We start from the raw sequence: 19,797 nt of genomic DNA, 5'->3' as shown, positions 1-19,797 counted from the left end.
CGCGTTGGTGTCTGCGCTTGCGCAGCCTCTCATCGACTCGCGCACACCGCGTCATGCGGCAGCGCGCATAAGCACTGCACACCAAACGCCGCGCTCACACAGCGCGTGGCGATGCGCTCACCGCGCTGCGCGCAGCAACGCATCCTCGGTGATCGCGTTGGTCAGCACGGTCGGCAACACCGCCGGCGGTGTGCCGGGCCCGTAGACCACGTACAACGGCACACCGACCGCCTGGTGCTGGTCGAGAAAGGCGCTGATCTTGGGGTCGACGTTGGTCCAGTCGCCCTTCATGTAGACCGCATCGACCCGGCGCAGCGCATCGCGGAATTCGGCACTGCTCAGCACATTCTTTTCGTTGGCCTTGCAGGTCACGCACCAGTCGGCGGTCATGTTGACGAACACCACGCGGTTGTCGGCGCGCAGGCGGTCGAGCAGTTGCGGCGAGAACGTCACCACGCCTTCGGCGGCGGTGGCGGCCGGCAAGCGGAGGCGGGTGACCGCCACTACCGGCACGATGGCCAGCACCAGCATCACCGCAGCCAACCCCATGCCGATGCGATGGCTCTTCCAGCGGCTGCGCTCGAAGCAGAACAGGCCCAGCGCCAACAAGGTGGCGCCGACCAGCATCAGTGCCAGCGCATCCACACCGCGCTGCTTGCCCAGCACCCACAACAACCAGATCGCGGTGAGATACATCGGGAACGCGAGCACCTGCTTGAGCGTTTCCATCCACGCACCGGGCGTGGGCAGGCGCCGCGCCAGCGAGGGAATGAAGCCGATCAGCAGGAACGGCAGCGCCAGGCCCAGGCCCAGCGCCAGGAACACCAGCATCGCCAGCAGCGCAGGTGCGGTGAACGCATAGGCCAGTGCGGTGCCCATGAACGGGGCGATGCAGGGGCTGGCGACCACGCAGGCCAGCACGCCGGTGAAGAAGTCGCCCAGCGGGCCATTGCGCGATGCCAGCGACTGGCCGATGCCGCCCAGATTGCTGCCCAGCGTAAACACGCCCGACAGGCTCAGGCCCACCGCAAACATCAGGTAGGCCAGCGCGGCGACGAACCACGGCTGCTGCAACTGGAAGCCCCAGCCTGCCGCTTGCCCGGCCGCGCGCAGGCCGATCACCAGCCCGCCGATCGCCGCGAACGACACCAGCACGCCCAGCGAATACCAGATGGCATGGCTGCGCGCGTGGCTGCGGCTCTCGCCGCTATGCGCCAGCCCCAGCACCTTCAGCGACAGGATCGGCAGCACGCACGGCATCAGGTTCAATACCAGGCCGCCGAGCAGGGCCAGCACCAGCATCGCCAGCAGGCCTTTTTCGGTATGCGGCGGCTGGGTGCGTTGCGGGTTGCCGGCCGAGGCGTCGGCAGCGGGCGCGGCACTGGTGGCAGGCGTGGCGGCAGGCGCCGGTTCGCTGGGCGTCTGCCCGGCGGCCAGCGGCGAAATCATCAGCGGTGCGGTCTGCGCCTGGTTTTGCGGCGACACCGTGCCGGGCGGCAACTCCAGCGCGACGCGGCGGGTCATCGGCGGGTAGCAGATGCCGTCGGTCTGGCAGCCCTGGAAGGTCGCCACCAACGTCACCTTTGCCGGATCTGCGTGGTCGCGCAGCAGCGGCAGGGTGACTTCGGCCTGGTCGAAATACACCACCACATCGCCGAAATGCTCGTCGCGGTGCGCTTTGCCCTGCGGCCAGCGCGGCAGCCCGGTCCGCACGCCGCCGGCGCCTTCCAGTGCCAGTGAGGTGCGGTCGCGGTAGATGTAATAGCCAGGCGCCGGGGTGAAGCGCAGCAACAGGCTGTTGCCGTCGCCGACGATGGCTTCGAAGGTGAAGGCCTGCTCGGCCGGCAGCGGCAGTGCGTCCACGCCGGCTGCCTGGCCGGGGCTGCCGAACAGGCGCGGGGCGGCGGCCGGTGCACGCGGCACCAGCGAGCCCAGGTTTTCGCGCTGCGCGGCGGGCGCAGCGGCGGGGGACGAGGCCGAGACAGCCGAGGCCTCGGGCAGGCTCACGCGCAGTTCGCGACGCTGCGGCGGGTAGCACACGCCGGCATCGGCGCAGCCCTGGTATTGCACCTGCAACACGGCGGTCTGCAGTGAAGGCTCGGCCTTGCCGGCCAGCTTGGCCTGCAGCTGTTTGCGGTAGGTCTGCACCTGGCCGAAGAACTCGTCGTGCTTGCTCTGCCCTTCCGGCAGCGCCAGCTCGCCGGCGGCAAAGCCTTGCCCGGATTTGACGCTGATGCGGTGGCGATACAGGTAATAGCCCGGCGCGATCTTCCAGCTCAGCGCGATGCTGTCGCGGCTATCGGCCGTGGCGTTCAGCGTGAATGCCTGATCCACCGGCAGCAGGTCGGCCTCGGTGACTGCGGCCTGCGCGGGCAATGGCGCCACCAGCGCCAGCGGGGCTGCGAACAACGGTACGGCCAGCAATGCGCAGCGGGCGATCCAGCGGGACAGAGACTTCATGGACGTCAGGATTCCTTGCGGGTTTCGGCCCGGACCCAATCGAGATATGCCGGTAGCCCGGCGCTGGCTTGGACCGCAACCGCCTCCGGCAGTTCATACGGATGCAGCGCCTGCAGCCGCGCAATGGCGTCGGGCAGGCGGTCTTCCCAGGTCTTGATCAACAACTGCACTTCCTGGCTACGCGTGATCGCCCCATTCCAGCGATACAGCGACTGCACACCGGGCACCTGGGTGACGCAGGCGGCCAGGCGTTCGTCCAGTAGCGCGTGCGCAATGCGATCGGCGCTGTCGGCATCCGGGCAGGTACTGAACAACAGATGGAGGGAAGAGGCGCTCACGTAGCTGGGCAGTGTAATCCTCCGCTTACGCGGGATCGACCGCACGTTCCGGAACGCGGCGTTGACTTCGCCACATCCACCCTTCAGCAATCGATGCATCTGGCGCATCGGTGCCTGCGTCGTGGAGGCCGTGCTGTCGATGCACCGGGAGCGCGTGTTTTGCCGCGACCGCGGGCGTGCCGCGAGTGTTGGCACAGGGCAACCGCGCGCTGGCCGAGCTGGCGCTGAAGCAGCTGGCGCGCGTCTGCGCGGGTGTCACCCAACGCACGACCCAAGCAATGGGTCGGCGCCTTGCGGGTGCTGACGTCGCACGATGACAGCACGGCCCGGCGCGCGCTGATCGCCGCCGCAAGCCCGCCACCGCAAACCGGCCCGACGCCTCAAGCGCCGGGCCGGGATGGATCAATTGGCCAGTTGGCAGTTGGCCGGCTTGGCCGAGGTGAACAGGCTCGATGTCGCCCATTCGGGGTGATCCACGAACGGATTGCGGTTGCCCTGGAAGCTGAAGACCACCTGGTTGCGCGCACGTTCGGCATCGTCCGGCGGGTCGGCCTGGTGCCAGGCCAGCAGCGTGGACAACAGCCCCATGTAGGCTGGGGAGGCCGAGGTCTGCACGATCTTGCTGCGGTCGTCGGTGAGCTCCAGGTCCGGCTCGGATTGCCCGGTGGCCGCATCAAGGCCGCCTTCGTAGCGGATCGCCATGTACATCACCGCGCGTGCCATGTCGCCCTTGCGCTTGTCCCACACTTCGAAGGTGCCACCGTTGCCGTCGGGCGTGCGCACCCAGTTGGAATTACCCGGATAGCGCCCGCTGCCGCCGCCACTGCCGTCGTTGACCTCGGTCACCCGCTCGCCGCAGCTGCTGGTGCAGGTGGCGTAGGGCTTGTTGCCGCGGTCGGCGTTGAAGCCGGTGTCGGTCAGATACAGCATGTGGGTGTCGGTGTAGGGCGCATACGGCAACCCCTTGTCGCCGCTGGCGCTGCCGAAGCCCAGCGAGTTGGGCCAGGTGTGCTCGCGGTTGTAGGTCAGCCCGCTACCGGTGCCGGCGCGGTCACTGCCCTTGGCGTAGCTGCGGTTGCGGTAGGCGTCCAGGATCCGGCCGCTGTTGTTGGGGTCCTCGTCGGCCATTTCCAGGATGGTCCAGGTGCTGGTGCCCGAGCCGCTATATGGGTAGACCGTGTGGCCCTTGATTACGGTGTGCAGCGAGCAACGCAGCTGGCTGGCATTGGCGGTGTTCACCCGCGAGTAGTAGCCGGTGCCGCCGCCGCTGGCCGTGGCCACGGTGAAGGCGATGGACTGGTTGGCGGCCGGGCTCAGCCCGCTGGCGTCGCGGATGGCGCTGGCGGTGATCGCCAGGGTGCAGCGCTCGCCGCCCACCAGGGCAGTGTTGGTGGACAGGCTGAAGCGGGTACCGCTGGTCGGGTAGCTCAGCGCCACCGTGCCGGAGCTGGCGCAGCTCAGCGCGAAGGCGCCGCTGCTCAGCGTCACCGCCTCGCTGAAGCCCACGCTCAGATCGCCGGCCGCCGGGAAGTTGGTGGCGCCCTGGGTCGGGGTGGTGCTGGTGATCGAAGGCGCAGCGCCGGTTTCGCCGCCACCGCCGCTGCCGTTGAAGGTCTGGCCGCGGTTGCACGCGCCAAACGTCTGCGCCGAGGAGCCGGCCCAGCTGAAGTTGGCCGCGCTGCTGCCGGTACCGGTGAGTTGCAGCGAACTGCCGACCGCGCTGCTGTTGCTCTCGCTGACCGGCAGGTTCTGGCTGGTGACGCCTGCGGCGGGCCCGCCGCTGGCGGTGATGGCGCCTTCGTAACTGAGAAACTGCACCAGCTGGCCGCTGGGGTCGACCAGCGCCACGCCGTCGTTGGGCCCGTTCTGCACGCCGTTGCTGGTGTAGCCGACCGTAGCCACGCGCACCTGGCTGCCGCAGCTGACCAGACTGCCGGCCGGCACCGCCGTGTTGGCATAGACCGTGGCCGCGCTCGGGGCGCTGCCGTTGTACAGATAGATGCGGTAGCCGCTCAGCGATTCGCCGGCGGTCGCCACCACTTCCACGGCTTCGTCGCTGTCGCCGGAGGCGCCTGCGTCGTCGTAATGCAGTTCGTTGATGAACACCGCGGCGTGGGCGGTGGGGACGGCCAGTGCGAACGCACAGGCCAGGGGAAGCACGCAGCTCAGGGACACAGCACGGGACGGCAACCTCATCGACAGCTCCTTGTGATCGGGGAATGCGTTACCGACTGTAAAACGTGCGCATGACAATCGGTGGAACCTGGTTCCAATTCGGCCCCTGTATTCGAGAGGGCGTCGAAATTTTTTTGCCCCTAGCCCTTGAAAGCCGCCCGCGCAGCACAATCTCTGGCCCGCACCCGCTCTGTCGGGTTTTTTCCGCGCGCTGTGCTGGCAGTCGTCACATACGAGTGCTAACATCGCCGATAATTTCCAGACCAATCAATCACTTAAGAGGGTCTTTCTCTATGAGCATCAAGCCGCTTCACGACCGCGTTGTAGTCAAGCCGATCGAAGCCGACGAAGTTTCCGCCGGCGGGATCGTGATTCCGGATTCGGCCAAGGAAAAGTCCACCAAGGGTGAAGTCGTCGCCATTGGCGCCGGCAAGCCCCTGGACAACGGCAGCCTGCGCGCGCCGGTGGTCAAGGTCGGCGACAAGGTCATCTACGGCCAGTACGCCGGCAGCAGCTACAAGTCCGAAGGCGTCGAGTACAAGGTGCTGCGCGAAGACGACATCCTGGCGGTCATCGGCTGATAGCCGTTGCCGGCGGGATTCGGGAGTGGGGATTCGGGATTGGCCACTGCGCTTGGCGCAGCTGATCCCGCATCTCCCCCGAACCCCGCTCTAGCCAATCCCCAATCCCCAATCTCAAATTCCGGAGTTACAACAAATGGCTGCTAAAGACATTCGTTTCGGTGAAGACGCACGTACCCGTATGGTCCGTGGCGTCAACGTTCTCGCCAATGCCGTCAAGGCAACCCTGGGCCCGAAGGGCCGCAACGTCGTGCTCGAAAAGAGCTTCGGCGCGCCGACCATCACCAAGGACGGCGTCTCCGTCGCCAAGGAAATCGAACTGGCTGACAAGTTCGAGAACATGGGCGCGCAGATGGTCAAGGAAGTCGCTTCCAAGACCAACGACAACGCCGGCGACGGCACCACCACCGCCACCGTGCTGGCCCAGGCCCTGATCCGCGAAGGCGCCAAGGCTGTGGCCGCCGGCATGAACCCGATGGACCTCAAGCGCGGTATCGACCAGGCCGTCAAGGCCGCCGTCATCGAGCTGAAGAACATCTCCAAGCCCACCACCGACGACAAGGCGATTGCCCAGGTCGGCACCATCTCGGCCAACTCGGACGAATCGATCGGCAACATCATTGCCGAAGCGATGCAGAAGGTCGGCAAGGAAGGCGTGATCACCGTTGAAGAAGGCTCGGGCCTGGAAAACGAGCTGGACGTGGTCGAGGGCATGCAGTTCGATCGCGGTTACCTCTCCCCGTACTTCATTAACAACCAGCAGAGCCAGTCGGCCGATCTGGACGACCCGTTCATCCTGCTGCACGACAAGAAGATCTCCAACGTGCGCGACCTGCTGCCCGTGCTGGAAGGCGTGGCCAAGGCCGGCAAGCCGCTGCTGATCGTGGCTGAAGAAGTCGAAGGCGAAGCGCTGGCGACCCTGGTGGTCAACACCATCCGTGGCATCGTCAAGGTCGTGGCCGTCAAGGCACCGGGCTTCGGCGACCGTCGCAAGGCGATGCTGGAAGACATGGCCGTGCTGACCGGCGGCACCGTGATTTCCGAGGAAGTGGGTCTGGCGCTGGAGAAGGCCACCATCAAGGACCTGGGCCGTGCGAAGAAGGTGCAGGTCTCCAAGGAGAACACCACCATCATCGACGGCGCCGGCGACTCGGCCACGATCGAAGCCCGCGTTGGCCAGATCAAGACCCAGATCGAAGACACCTCGTCCGATTACGACCGTGAGAAGCTGCAGGAACGCGTGGCCAAGCTGGCCGGCGGCGTTGCCGTGATCAAGGTCGGCGCATCGACCGAAATCGAAATGAAGGAAAAGAAGGCACGCGTCGAAGACGCCCTGCACGCCACCCGTGCAGCCGTCGAAGAAGGCGTGGTCCCGGGCGGCGGTGTGGCCCTGGTGCGTGCGCTGGTGGCCGTCGGCAACCTGACCGGTGCCAACGAAGACCAGACCCACGGCATCCAGATCGCCCTGCGCGCCATGGAAGCCCCGCTGCGCGAAATCGTGGCCAATGCCGGTGAAGAGCCGTCCGTGATCCTGAACAAGGTCAAGGAAGGCACCGGCAACTACGGTTACAACGCGGCCAACGGCGAGTTCGGCGACATGGTCGAGTTCGGCATCCTGGACCCGACCAAGGTCACCCGTTCGGCGCTGCAGAACGCAGCTTCGATCGCCGGCCTGATGATCACCACCGAAGCCATGGTGGCCGATGCCCCGAAGAAGGACGAGCCGGCAATGCCCGGCGGCGGTGGCGGCATGGGCGGCATGGGCGGTATGGATTTCTGATCCAGCCCCATCGGTTGTTGCATCAAAAAAGGACCCCGCCGAAAGGCGGGGTTTTTTGTCACAACACGTTTGCGTAGATGTGCGCGCGCGTGTTGGCGAAGTTTTGCTTCACTCGGCATACTCTGACGAGAGTTTCGACGTATTTTCATAAAGGCATTCTCCATGTCCACTCTGCCAGCGCCATCGAGCGGCGGTGTCTATCCCAGTGGTCAGCCTGGGTCGCATCGGTACTCACATCACCAGGGCAAGTTCTTCGCTCATTGGTTGACGTTGCGTAGTCGTGACGAATCGGCAGTTGCACGTGCCCTGTCTGCTGCGCGCGTCGATATGAACCCGCATCAGGTGGATGCCGCTTTATTCGCGCTCAAATCGCCTGTGGAGGCGGGCGTGTTGCTTGCCGACGAGGTTGGACTCGGCAAGACCATCGAGGCCGGCCTGGTGCTGGCCCAGCATTGGGCACAACGTCGCCGCCGTCTGCTGTTGATCGTCCCTGCAACGCTGCGCAAGCAGTGGACACAGGAGCTCGAAGAGAAATTTCAACTACCGTCCGTCATTCTCGAGAGCAAATCGTTCAATGCTTTTCGTCAGCTCGACGTAAGCAATCCTTTTCAGATCGAAGACGCGATCATCGTGACGTCCTATGAGTTTGCCGCAAGCAAGCAAAAAGAGCTCGCTGCGGTCAGCTGGGATCTGGTCGTGCTGGATGAGGCACACAAGCTGCGCAACTTGTACAAGGGCAAGAGTGCGTCAAAGCGTGCTGTCGCCTTGAACGAAGCGCTGCGTGGCAGGCGAAAGGTCCTGCTGACCGCCACGCCGTTCCAGAATTCGTTGATGGAGTTGTATGGGCTGGTGTCCTTCATCAGCGACGAGTTCTTTGGTAGTCAGAAGGCGTTTCAGATGCAGTACGCCTCAGGTCGGAGCTCCGAAGCTCGTCTTAACGACCTGAGGCATCGGCTCAAGCCGATTTGCCACCGTACCTTGCGTCGTCAGGTTCAGGCCGAAGGTGGCATTAATTTCACCAAGCGCTTTTCCATCACTCAGGACTTCACGCCTTCCGACGAGGAGCTTGAGCTCTACGACAAGGTTTCGGCTTACCTGCAGGATCCGTCCATCCTTGCCATCAAGCCGACAGCCCGGCATCTGGTGACATTGGTGGTGCGCAAGATTCTCGCCTCCTCGACGTTCGCCATCGCCGATACGCTCGAGACGATCATCGGTCGACTCGAGTCCAACCAGGCGCTCACTGCCAAGCAGATCGAAGATTTCGAGACCGTCGACGAACTCAGTGATGAGCTGGATTCCGATGGAATGGAAAGGCAGGGCGATGCGCCGGATAGCGATGCCTTGCAGGCAGAGCTGTTCTGCCGCGCGCAGGAAATCGATCGTCTGCGCGGTTACCGTGACTTGGCCAAGCAGATTCAAAGCAATCGCAAGGGCGACGCGCTATTACTGGTCCTCGGGCGAGCGCTTGCGATGGCCGAAAAGCTCGGCGGGCAACGTAAGGCAGTGATCTTTACCGAGTCGCGGCGCACACAGGAGTACTTGCGTGTCCTGCTCGAAGAACATGGCTATGCCGGACGAACCGTCCTGCTCAATGGAAGCAACGACGACGTCGATTCCAGGCAGCTGTATGCCGACTGGCTGGAGCGTCACGCCGGCTCTGCGCTTGTTTCAGGTTCCAGGACGGCAGACATGAAGGCCGCAGTGGTCGAAGCTTTTCGCGATCATCGTGATGTTCTCATCACAACCGAAGCAGGCGGCGAGGGCATCAACCTGCAATTTTGCTCGTTGTTGGTCAACTACGATCTGCCCTGGAATCCGCAGCGTGTGGAGCAGCGGATCGGGCGTATCCATCGCTATGGTCAGAAGAGCGATGTGGTCGTGGTGAATTTCGTCAATCGCAAGAATCGTGCGGATCAATTGGTGTTTGAGCTCCTGGAAAAGAAGTTCAAATTGTTTGACGGTGTATTTGGTGCCAGCGACGACATATTAGGTGCGATCGAATCTGGTGTGGACATTGAGCAGCGGATCCTGCGCATCTATCAGAACTGTCGCGACGCCGCGCAGATCGAGTCGGAGTTCGCTACCTTGCAGGCTGAGCTGGACGAGAGCATCGGCCGGCGCGAGGAAAGTGCGCGGCGCATGCTGCTGGAGCATTTTGACGAGGATGTCGTACGCAACTTGCGCTCACGTCGCGCAGGCATGCTGCACAAGATCAATCAGTATGAAAGTCAGTTTCTACACCTGATCGCTGCCGAACGTCCTAAAGCGCGCATCAGCGACAAGCTGGTTAAATTGGAGGAAGGCGATTACGCCGTCAGCTGGCCGCCGGCCGAAGAAGCCAACGCCGGGCTGTTGAGGCCGGACAAGGGGTTGGGGGAAAGGCTTTGCCGCCAGGCCAAAGAACGTCCGACTCTACCTGGCACGCTTCATTTCGATTACGCCGCTGTGGATGCGCAGCGTGCCGATGTGCGCCAGTGGCTGGGAAGCAGAGGGCAGCTGCGTGTAGCGTTGGTCACCATCCAGACCGCAGAGGAAGTGCTGGAAGAGCTGGTGTGCAGTGCGCTGTGCAGTGATGGGCGTGTCGTGCCCGACGAGACCGCTGCGCGTCTGATGGAAATTCCTGCCCGCTTTGTACCACGGCACCGCGTCGCCGAAGATCGTGCGCTTCCCGCTTTTGAAGCGGCAGTTGAGCGCGTGCTGGCAGAGGCAAACAAGCGTAACGAGAGTTGGTTTTTGCAGGAGTCCGAGCGCCTTGATCGTTGGGGCGAGGATCAAAGACTATTGCTGCAGCAGAGTATCGACGAATTCGACCTGCACGTGCGCGATGCCAAACGCACCTTGCGTCAGCTCGAGACCCTGGAGCAGAAAGCCCAGCTCAAACGCGAGATCAAGCGGATCGAGCAGCAGCGTGATGATGCCATGCTGGATTTTTTTGAAGGTAGAAAGCGCATCGAGCGTAGCCAGGACGTGATGCTGGAGCGGGTCGAAAATGCGTTGCGCACGCAGCACACCGTACAGGTGCTGTTCGATGTGGAGTGGACCTTGGAGCATCCCGAACCATGAGCAATTCACGTGAATTGGGGGATTTGCTCGAGCAGATTCGGCTGGGCGAAGACTCGCAGCTGGAATTCAAGCGCGTCGTGTTCGAGAACGATAAAATCAAAGGCCCGAACGGGGATAGCCTCAGCCAGGAAATCGCGGCATTCGCTAATGCCATCGGTGGGCGCCTGATCCTGGGTGTGGACGACAAGACCCGCGACGTGGTCGGGATTCCATTGGATCGATTGGACGCGGTCAGCATCTGGGTCGAGAACTGCGTGCATGACCGCATCAAGCCCGAGCCCACCATCTATTTGCGGCGCAGGCTGGTCCCTGATCGCTCCGGTACCGAGCATGCCGTTTTGGTGATCGACATACCGCGTTCGCTCTATGTCCATCTCGCCCCAGGTGGTTATTTCCGCCGTCAGGGCAGTTCCAAGCACGAACTGCCGCCAAACGAATTGTTGCGTCTCATGCAGTCGCGGCAGCGCGCCGGAACTCTGGGTTTCGATGAGATGCCCGTGCTGGGCTGTACGCAGGCGAACTTTGATGCTGCGCTGTACGGTCGCTTTCTCGGTACAACCGATGAACCTGAGGAACTGCGCCTGCGCAAGCTGAAGCTGCTGGTTCCGGGAGAGCCTGGCGAGGAGTGGGCCAGCGTCGCAGGTGTCTTGATGGCGACGGCCACGCCAAGCGATTGGCTGCCGCAGGCCTATGTGCAGTGCGTGCACTATGCCGGTACCGAGAAGACTGCCCAGGAGCAACTGAATGCGCAGGATATCCAGGGGCCGCTGGATCAGCAGATTCGTCAGGCTGCCGCCTTCGTACTGCGAGGCATGCGCACTGCGGCACGCAAGAATTTGGGCCGGATCGACGTGCCCCAGTTCGATCCAGAGGCTGTATTCGAGGCCATCGCCAACGCCGGTGCGCATCGCGACTACTCGATCAGCGGAGCGCCTGTGCAGGTGCATCTGTTCACCGACCGGCTGGAGATCACCTCGCCCGGCGCGTTGCCTAACTCCCAATCGGTGGAGTCGATCGCCCTGCGCACCGCCACCCGCAATGAACTGTTGACCAACCTGCTGGCGCGTTGTCCGGTCGAGATGGAAGGCGTCGGCAGGAGTCGCGTGATGGAGAAACGTGGCGAGGGCGTGCCGCAGATCCTCAACCGTAGCGAGCGCCTGTCCGGGCGCAGGCCGCATTTCGAGTTGCTGGGAGAAAATGCCGTGCGTGTGACCCTCTATGCCGCCGATCCGGAGACGAGTCCGCTGACTCGCGGCGTTCTCGATGGACTCGACTACCCGCCTCCGCAACGTATTCGAAACGAAGACTGATCACGATGAGCCGTAAGCAAAAATTGGAGCTGACCTGGGTTGGCAAGGATGAGCGCCCGCGACTGGAGCCACGCATCCTGCTGGAGGATCCGGGGCTGTCTTACCACGCTGCACATCGTGTAGACGAAGCCGATCGCTTTGAGAACCTGTTGATCCAGGGCGACAACCTACTAGCGCTGAAGGCGCTGGAGCAGGAGTTTCGTGGGCAGGTGAAATGCATCTATATCGATCCGCCCTTCAATACTGGAGAAGATTTCGATAATTATAACGATGGGATGGAGCATTCATCCTGGCTCTCCATGATGAGAGATCGGATCGTTTTGCTTAATTAATTGCTTTGCGAAGATGGCGCGATTTTCATCCATATAGATGACAATGAGCTTGGCTACCTGATTGTTCTGCTTGACGAAGTATTCGGGCGAAACAATCGGGTAGCGGTTGTTTCATTCAAGCAAGGCTCGGCTACTGGGCATAAGTCAATTAACCCTGGTGTTGTAAATACCACGAACTTTGTTTTAATTTACGCTAAAAACAAATCGATTTGGAAGCCTTGCCGTGTCTTCACTGCTCGAGCTGCTCGTGACAAGAGATATAATCAATTCATAGATAATTACGAGTCTGGAATCAGTGGTTGGCGTTTCGTCAGTTTGTTGTCTGCATTCTCGGCAGCTGTTGGCATTCAACAAAAGAGCCTAAAGAAAGAGCTTGGTGATGATTTTGAAGAGAAATTATACGAATTCATCTCAAAAAACTCGGCGCGCGTAGTGCGTCTAGCAAGGCCTGACTATAAAGCGGTAAGTGCAGAGGCAAGAAGATTAATCGATGAATCAAAAAGTCGTCGTGGAGAGATCCTGCTTCTTGAGCGCGAATCGCACTCGGATATGTTTTTTCTGAATGGCGAAAGAGTTATTTTTTATTCGGACAAATTAAAATTAATTGACGGAAACAATGTGGCGGGAGAGCCCCTGACCAGCCTTTGGGACGATATTTTGTCCAATAATCTGCACAACGAAGGAGGGGTCGAGTTTCCTAAGGGCAAAAAGCCGGAGGCGTTGATTAAGCGTTGCCTCGAGATGGCGACTGTCCCCGGTGACCTCGTCTTGGACTCCTTCGCCGGTTCCGGCACCACCGGTGCGGTCGCGCACAAGATGGGGCGGCGCTGGATCATGGTTGAACTGGGGGAGCATTGCCATACCCATATCGTGCCGCGCCTGCGCAAGGTGATCGATGGCGACGATCCGGGGGGCGTCACCTCAGCCACCGGCTGGAAGGGCGGCGGCGGTTTCCGCTACTACCGGCTCGCCCCGTCGCTATTGAGCGAAGACGCCTTCGGTAACCGAATCATCAATCCCGAGTATCGCCCGGAGATGCTCGCCGAGGCGGTGTGCAAGCTGATGGGCTACACCTATGCGCCCAGCGAGCAGCATTATTGGCTGCACGGCCGGGCGTCGGAATACGACTTCCTCTACGTTACCACTGCCGCGCTCGGCCATGCGCAGTTGCGCACGCTCAGCGAAGAAGTGGGGCCCGAGCGCACCCTGCTGGTTTGTTGCAAGGCTTTCCGCGCCAACGCCGATGCGTTCGACAACCTGACCATCCAGAAGATCCCGAAGACTGTGCTGGACCGCTGCGAATGGGGCCGCGACGACTATTCCTTGCGCATCGCCGAGCTGCCATCCCTACCGGAGCAAGAGGTACCGCCGCCGCCGCGTGCGCGTAGCACACGTGGTGCATCGTCCACTGCAGTTGGTACATCTGATCTCTTTGGCGAGGACAACGCATGACGCGCGACGTCCGCCAACTCTGCGCCCGCATGAGCCTGCGCCAGCCGCAGGCGCGTTCGCTGGAAATCCTGGCCGAGGTGTTGGAGCGGGTCCAGTTGCGCAAGGATGCCGATCTTGCAGATCAGCTTGGCGCGATCCAGGCAGCATTCCCGCACGTAGAGGATTTCGAGCGCGAGTTCGCCTCGCTGTGCTTTGCGCTGGCGACCGGTGTCGGCAAGACCCGGCTGATGGGCGCCTTCATCGCCTACCTGTACCTCACCGGGCGCAGCCGTCACTTTTTCGTGCTAGCCCCAAACCTAACGATCTACGAAAAGCTGAAGGCAGATTTCGATCCGACAAGCCAGAAGTACGTGTTCAAGGGCGTGCAGCAGTTGGCGTTGCATCCGCCGCTGCTGATTACCGGGGAAAACTACGAAACCGGCATTGGCGTGCGTGCGGAAAGCCTTGCGCCGCAGACCGCGACGCCGCAACTGTTCGGCGCGTCCACTTCGTTGCAGATCAATATTTTCAACATCTCCAAGATCAATGCCGACGTGAGGGGAGCCGATCGCAGCGGTAAGCCGCCACGCATCAAGCGTCTGCAGGAATACATCGGCGAGAGCTATTTTGCCTACTTGGCCGGACTGGATGATCTGGTGATGCTAATGGACGAGGCGCATCGTTATCGGGGCAGTGCCGGTGCACGCGCAATTGGCGAGCTGCGGCCACTGCTTGGACTAGAGCTGACCGCAACGCCCAAAACCATTGGCGCACGCCCTCAACCATTCCGTAACGTGATCTACCACTATGGTCTGGGCGAGGCGTTGGCTGATGGTCTGGTGAAGGAGCCAGCGGTTGCGACGCGTAAGGATTTCGACCCGGCCTCAGTGTCTGGCGATGAATTGGAGCGGATCAAGCTGGAAGACAGCATCCGCTATCATGAGTACGTCAAGGTGGAGTTAGAAACGTACGCCCTCCAAACCGGCGTGGCGCGGGTCAAGCCATTCATCTTGGTAGTCGCTCAAGATACTGCACATGCTTCACGCGTCAGGGAGTTGATGGAGTCTGCTGGCTTCTTCGAGGGCCGCTATCGCGGTCGAGTCATCGAGGTGCATTCAGCGTTGAGGGGCGAGGAATCGGATGAGGCGACCCAGCGTTTGCTAGCGGTTGAGAGCGATGAGACGACCGAGGTTGTCGTCCACGTCAATAAGCTGAAAGAGGGTTGGGACGTCAGTAATCTTTATACCATCGTGCCGTTGCGCGCATCGGCGTCTGAAATTTTGACAGAGCAGACACTTGGTCGCGGTTTACGTCTGCCTTATGGGAAGCGCATCGGCGTTCCGGCTGTGGATCGGTTGACAATTATTGCGCACGATCGGTTCCGAGAAATCATCAGTCGTGCCGGTGCGGAAGATGCAGTGATCCGCAAACATGTCTATATCGGTAATGGTGGCGATGTGCCGGAGCAGGCGCCCCAAACAGCGCAAGCGCAGCCGTTAAGCCATAGCGCATTGACTGGGGATGCATCGCGGCTCGGAGCCAGTACCTTTAACTCAAAAATCGCAGAAGAGGCGGCTGAGTACACAGTCGTCTCGCCAGCAGATCAAGAAATTGCCCGCGAGACACTTCGTATAATTCAACGCTATGAGCGATTGCCGTCGCTTGCGCAATTGAATTCGGGTGAGATAAGGGCGAAAGTGTCTGCCGAGGTGGCGGCCATACTACAGCCGCGTCAAGCGCCTTTGCTAATCGAATCCGATAGCGAACGCTTTGACGACCGGGTGGCACGCGTCGTTGAGCGCGTCACTAGAACTTTGGTCGATCTCACCATCGAAATCCCTAATGTGGTACTGATACCGACCCGTGAAGTGTCGTTTGGATTCCACGATTTCGTTCTGGAAAATTTATCTCGAATCGCGTACCCGATTGTTTCCGAAGAGTTAGTGGTGCAGCAGTTGCGCGATCACGCACGTGAGTTGATTGGATGGAGTAAGATTGAGGGTAAGGAGCGCCGGCTTGAAGACTACATCGTTGCTAAGCTGATAGAGCGCGATGAAATTGATTACGACGCACACGCAAGATTGCTTTACACACTTTCTGAGCAGTTAGTTGCTCATCTGCGTAGCTATCTTCCCGATGAAGCAGCGGCCGAGAATGTGCTGATCTATTACAGGCACGAATTGGCCGAGTTCGTTTGGGCGCAGATGCAGCAGCATCTTTGGGAAACGCCTACCGAATACATTCCCCGAATTACCCGTGGTTTCACCCTCTTGCGCCCAATCGCTTTTAGCCTCGCTGCTGGACAATTGCCCAGACCATTTCGTCAGCCGGTGCTCCGTGGCGAGAATATTCGTTCGCTAGTATTTACGGGCTTCCAGAAATGTTGCTACGACTTGCAGCGGTTTCAGTCAGCCGAAGGTGAGCAACGGTTAGCAATTGTGCTGGAAGATGATGGCGAAGTGCATCGTTGGATGAAGCCCGGTCCAGGCCAGTTCCAGATCGAATGGAAAAGCGGGCGTTCCTATGAGCCTGATTTCGTAGTTGAAACTGAAACGGAAAAATTGATTATGGAACCTAAGGCGCGCAATGAAATGCGTGATCCAGATGTTCAGGAAAAAGCGCGTGCAGCAGTTGAGTGGTGTCGACATGCAAGTGAACATGCTCGGGCGAACGGAGGAAAATCTTGGCGGTACGCACTGATCCCGCATGATGCGATGGAAGGCGGTGCTACCGCGACCGGGCTTGCCAATCGTCATCAGGTAGCGCAAGAGATCCACTGACTCAATTTGTTGGATAAAAAATCAGGAGCTGATCAATTCCTGGGCATTGAACGGCAGTGCCCAGTGTTGAATCTGGCTGGCCAGTAGGGCATCAAGATGTGTAATTTTCCGCTTGGAAAATTGCTGGCCCCCTCACTCGTCATTCCAACTCACACTGCAATTCCCAGGAGAACGCCGATGCGCCGTCTGACCGCTCAGGATTTCCACCCCGATCTGCTCGCGCTGTACGACGGCTATGTGCACGGCAAACTCAGTCGGCGCGATTTTCTCGACCGCGCCGCCGCGTTCGCGGTGGCCGGGTTGAGTGCGGCGGCGATCCTGGAATCGCTGAGCCCCGACTACGCGCTCGCCACGCAAGTGGAGTTCACCGACCCGGACATCGTGGCCGAGTACATCACCTATCCCTCGCCCAACGGCCATGGCCAGGTGCGCGGCTATCTGGTGCGGCCGGCCAAGGTCACCGGCGCGGTGCCGGGCGTGGTGGTGGCGCACGAAAACCGCGGTCTCAATCCGTATATCGAAGATGTCGCGCGCCGCGTGGCCAAGGCCGGCTTTGTCGCGCTGGCACCGGATGGCCTGAGTTCGGTGGGCGGGTATCCCGGCAACGACGAAAAGGGCCGCGCGCTGCAGGCGCAGGTCGACCCGACCAAGCTGATGAACGACTTCTTCGCCGCGGTGGAGTTTTTGATGAGCCGCGAGCGCACCACCGGCAAGGTGGGCATTACCGGCTTCTGCTATGGCGGCGGTGTGGCCAATGCAGCGGCGGTGGCGTATCCCGAGCTGGCCGCGGCGGTGCCATTCTATGGACGTCAGCCCACCGACGCCGAGGTCGCCCGCATCCGTGCGCCGCTGCTGCTGCATTACGCCGCAGAGGACGAGCGCGTCAATGCCGGCTGGCCGGCGTACGAGGCCGCGCTCAAGGCGCAGCGCAAGGTCTATCAGGCCTACGTGTATGCGGGGACCAACCACGGTTTCCATAACGATTCCACGCCGCGTTACGACAAGGCGGCCGCAACCCTGGCCTGGGATCGCACCATCGCGTGGTTCCGGCGATACTTGGTGTGAGTGGGTCGGTGCGGTCGTTGTAGTGTCGCCGATTACGCGCCGTTGGCGAGCGCGCCTCAGTGCGCCCTGACGCTAGCGCTGGCCGGGGTTCGGAGCGGGTCGGGGGTGATCGCGCGTGGCGAAGCCCTGGTGTTGGCTGTTGCATCACACACAAGACCCCGCCGAAAGGCGGGGTCTTGTGTGTGCGCTCCACTACAGCGCAGGTGCGTGCTGGCAGCCCATTGCGGTCGGTTGCAATGTCAGGGCGAGCCCGCTGTGCGCAGTGTTGCGTCATGGCTGAGTGGGTGCGGTTGCGCAATCGCTTCCGGTTCCGGGGAGGCGGTCTGTACCGCGACCTCGGCAGCCTCGTCCATCTCGGTGATTTCGGAGATTTCGGTGATCGTGACGCTGTTGCCGGGCCTGGTTTCCGCACCCGCGCCCTCGATCACTTGCAGGGCGCTATCTCCAACCATCTGCGCGTAATGCTGCGCCTGTTCCGGCGACAGACTTGCCACATAATTCGCCGTGTCTTGTACGGTCTGGATCAGCTCTTCGGGCGAGGACGGCATGCGGGTTGCGAGCGGGGTGCCATCGGGCCCCTTGAACACCCGCATGACCTGACGCCCGCCCCAGTTCATCGCCAGTTCCGCGCCACGCGCCATTGGGCCAGGCATCGTCATCGACATCAGCGACATGATCGCGCCAGCGTAGTAGGGCGATGCCGACGATGCTTCGATCAGACTCTTGTCTGCGAACGTCTTGGACAGTTTTTCCACACCCAGCGCCAGTGCCATGACCATGCTGCCGGAGCACATGGCCTTGAAGCGCTCCATCGTGTCCTGGCGGGTCGCGTGCTTGTTCAACGCCGACTGCATCATCACGGTCGTCACCACGGCCGAGTCGGCCAGCAGGTCCACCGTGCCGATCCGATCCGGCTGGATCAGGTAGACGGTCAGCCCGGTCACGCCGGCACCCAACAATGCCAATGCCAATTTGGAAGAGAAATCCTGGTTGGTCAGTTGGCGCGGGATGGTGACTGGCTGGTCCTGGTCGACTTGCAGCGCAGTGCTCAGGCGCTTGCTGCACTGATCGAGCGTCTCCAGCAGATGCGTGCATTGAGCATTGAGCGTGCGGGTGAGTTCGTGCCCTGTGCCGGGTTCGGTAAAGTTGCGGCGCGCTTGTTGAAAAGCGTCGCGGCCGTGCTCCAGAGCGGCGCAGATCTCGTTGAGTTGCGTGCGCAGTTGCTGGCTGATCTGTCCGGGCGTCAGGCGCGCACGCAACCGCTGAGCCTGCGTCTGGAGGCCGGCACGGTCCGCGATACCCGCGCCCAGGTGGGAGACACCATGCTGCATTCGATTGCCGAGCGCGTTGAGGCTGTTCCAGAGAAAGGGCGTCAGCACCATCGCTGTGCAGGCCGTGGATGCGGCCGCGGCAAATCCCAGGTTGTTTTCCACCGCTTCGGCCTGCTGTCGCATGGACGGGTTGCCGAATTTCTTTGGCAGTTCGGTGGTGAGAAACAATCCGTTGAGCAGGATTGCGTAGAAATGCATTTCGTTGGCTTCGCGCCCCAGCTGCCCGCCCATCAGCGGGAACGGAAGCCCATCGGCGGTGGGGCGCAGCGCCGATGCCGATAGACTCATCACGCCCTTGGTTGCTGCGGCAATGGAATAGGCGAAAGTCTTGGCTTGGTTGGCAAGCAGCGGACTGGGTACCACCAGGGGCCAGAGATTGACCAGATTGGCCAGCGACTTCAGCGCCCTCCCTGCTGCAGGTGTCCCATGCTCCAGCGGCTGCAGCGCATCTTCCACGGCTTTGACGTCGCTGAGCAATTGCTGACAAAAGCGTGTTTCCAGACCGGTTGCAGATTCGATGGCGCCGCGTAGCTGCGTGATCTGCTGGCGGCACGCGGCCAGGCTGTGCGGCGCGACCTGTTCCGGATCGGTGTGGCGCACCATTTGCAGAAATGCGGGATCGTCTGCATGCATCTGCAGCATGGTGCGCAGATCCGCCAGCGACCAGAGATCAGAAGCGGCCTTGGACACTGCAGCGGATGCATGCTGGACGCCGCTTGCCAACGCGGAGTTCGCGCGCGCGGTAAGCGTTTTTGCAGTGGATAGAGCAGTCGTCCGTGCCGAGTGTGACGCCTGCGGTGCGGGCGAGGATGGCTCCACGGGCGACGTCGGCGCGGAACTGGCAGACGAAGTGCGTGAGCGGCTGCGCGGGACAAGTGCCGATAGCGCGGGGTTGACCGGGGACTCTGTCGGCGATGCGGCAGGTTGTAGTTCCACGATACCTTCATCGTGCTTGCGTGCGTTCTGCAACTCGGCTGGCGAGGACGGGCCTGCCAACTGCGCTTTCTTGATCTCCATCGGATATCTCCGTTCGGTGGGGACACCAAATCGCGGTGTTTGGTGTTCTTTCATGATCTGCGCGCGAGCACCAGGCTCAACCAGATATGCGAACTGGCGCGCTGCCACCGGAAGTGCCCAACCAGGCGGTG

Annotated in this window: 12 protein-coding genes; 8 read left to right on the top strand and 4 right to left on the bottom strand. The window is 61.5% G+C overall.

What is annotated here, in order from left to right; genetic code table 11:
* Positions 1–117: 117 nt before the first annotated feature.
* The 3 genes from FFY45_RS13745 to FFY45_RS13735 all read right to left on the bottom strand — a co-directional run bounded on the left by FFY45_RS13745 (position 118) and on the right by FFY45_RS13735 (position 4,994).
* Complete coding sequence (locus tag FFY45_RS13745; protein WP_176340852.1) at positions 118–2,460, bottom strand: protein-disulfide reductase DsbD family protein; 2,343 nt, start codon at positions 2,458–2,460, stop codon at positions 118–120.
* Positions 2,461–2,465: 5 nt separating this feature from the next.
* Positions 2,466–2,798, bottom strand: coding sequence for a divalent cation tolerance protein CutA (gene cutA / locus FFY45_RS13740; RefSeq protein WP_176340851.1), 333 nt, complete (start codon positions 2,796–2,798; stop codon positions 2,466–2,468).
* Between the two features lie 402 nt (positions 2,799–3,200).
* Positions 3,201–4,994: an endonuclease gene (locus FFY45_RS13735; protein ID WP_176340850.1), complete on the bottom strand. Its 1,794-nt coding sequence runs from the start codon at positions 4,992–4,994 to the stop codon at positions 3,201–3,203.
* A 272-nt stretch (positions 4,995–5,266) separates the two neighbouring features.
* Here FFY45_RS13735 and FFY45_RS13730 point away from each other — a divergent pair, with 272 nt between their 5' ends.
* The 8 genes from FFY45_RS13730 to yghX all read left to right on the top strand — a co-directional run bounded on the left by FFY45_RS13730 (position 5,267) and on the right by yghX (position 17,318).
* Positions 5,267–5,554 (top strand): co-chaperone GroES, encoded by a 288-nt coding sequence (locus tag FFY45_RS13730; protein ID WP_003483210.1) that lies wholly within the window; start codon positions 5,267–5,269, stop codon positions 5,552–5,554.
* A gap of 136 nt (positions 5,555–5,690) precedes the next feature.
* Positions 5,691–7,334 (top strand): chaperonin GroEL, encoded by a 1,644-nt coding sequence (gene groL, locus FFY45_RS13725; RefSeq protein ID WP_040940520.1) that lies wholly within the window; start codon positions 5,691–5,693, stop codon positions 7,332–7,334.
* A gap of 162 nt (positions 7,335–7,496) precedes the next feature.
* A complete protein-coding gene (locus tag FFY45_RS13720) occupies positions 7,497–10,400 on the top strand; it encodes an SNF2-related protein (protein WP_176340849.1) in 2,904 nt (967 codons plus the stop codon).
* Positions 10,397–11,710 (top strand): ATP-binding protein, encoded by a 1,314-nt coding sequence (locus FFY45_RS13715; RefSeq protein ID WP_255171972.1) that lies wholly within the window; start codon positions 10,397–10,399, stop codon positions 11,708–11,710. Before FFY45_RS13720 ends, FFY45_RS13715 begins: the two co-directional genes overlap by 4 nt.
* A gap of 5 nt (positions 11,711–11,715) precedes the next feature.
* Positions 11,716–12,042 carry a DNA methyltransferase gene (locus tag FFY45_RS21970; protein WP_217902567.1) on the top strand — a complete coding sequence of 109 codons (327 nt, stop codon included), beginning with the start codon at positions 11,716–11,718 and terminating at the stop codon, positions 12,040–12,042.
* Positions 12,043–13,494 carry a site-specific DNA-methyltransferase gene (locus FFY45_RS13710; protein ID WP_217902566.1) on the top strand — a complete coding sequence of 484 codons (1,452 nt, stop codon included), beginning with the start codon at positions 12,043–12,045 and terminating at the stop codon, positions 13,492–13,494.
* Entirely contained in the window at positions 13,491–16,253 is a 2,763-nt protein-coding gene (locus FFY45_RS13705; protein WP_176340848.1) for a DEAD/DEAH box helicase, read from the top strand. Before FFY45_RS13710 ends, FFY45_RS13705 begins: the two co-directional genes overlap by 4 nt.
* Before the next feature lie 177 nt (positions 16,254–16,430).
* A complete protein-coding gene (yghX, locus tag FFY45_RS13700; protein WP_176340847.1) occupies positions 16,431–17,318 on the top strand; it encodes a YghX family hydrolase in 888 nt (295 codons plus the stop codon).
* 239 nt (positions 17,319–17,557) lie between these two features.
* Here yghX and xopX read toward each other — a convergent pair whose 3' ends face one another.
* Positions 17,558–19,666 (bottom strand): XopX family type III secretion system effector, encoded by a 2,109-nt coding sequence (gene xopX, locus FFY45_RS13695; protein WP_176340877.1) that lies wholly within the window; start codon positions 19,664–19,666, stop codon positions 17,558–17,560.
* Between the last annotated feature and the right edge of the window lie 131 nt (positions 19,667–19,797).

The organism is Xanthomonas hortorum, assembly GCF_011305375.1.
In the GTDB taxonomy this organism is placed as follows: Bacteria; Pseudomonadota; Gammaproteobacteria; order Xanthomonadales; family Xanthomonadaceae; genus Xanthomonas; species Xanthomonas hortorum_E.
Note: the sequence above shows the minus strand (reverse complement) of the source record. Positions and strands in the feature narration are given on the sequence as shown.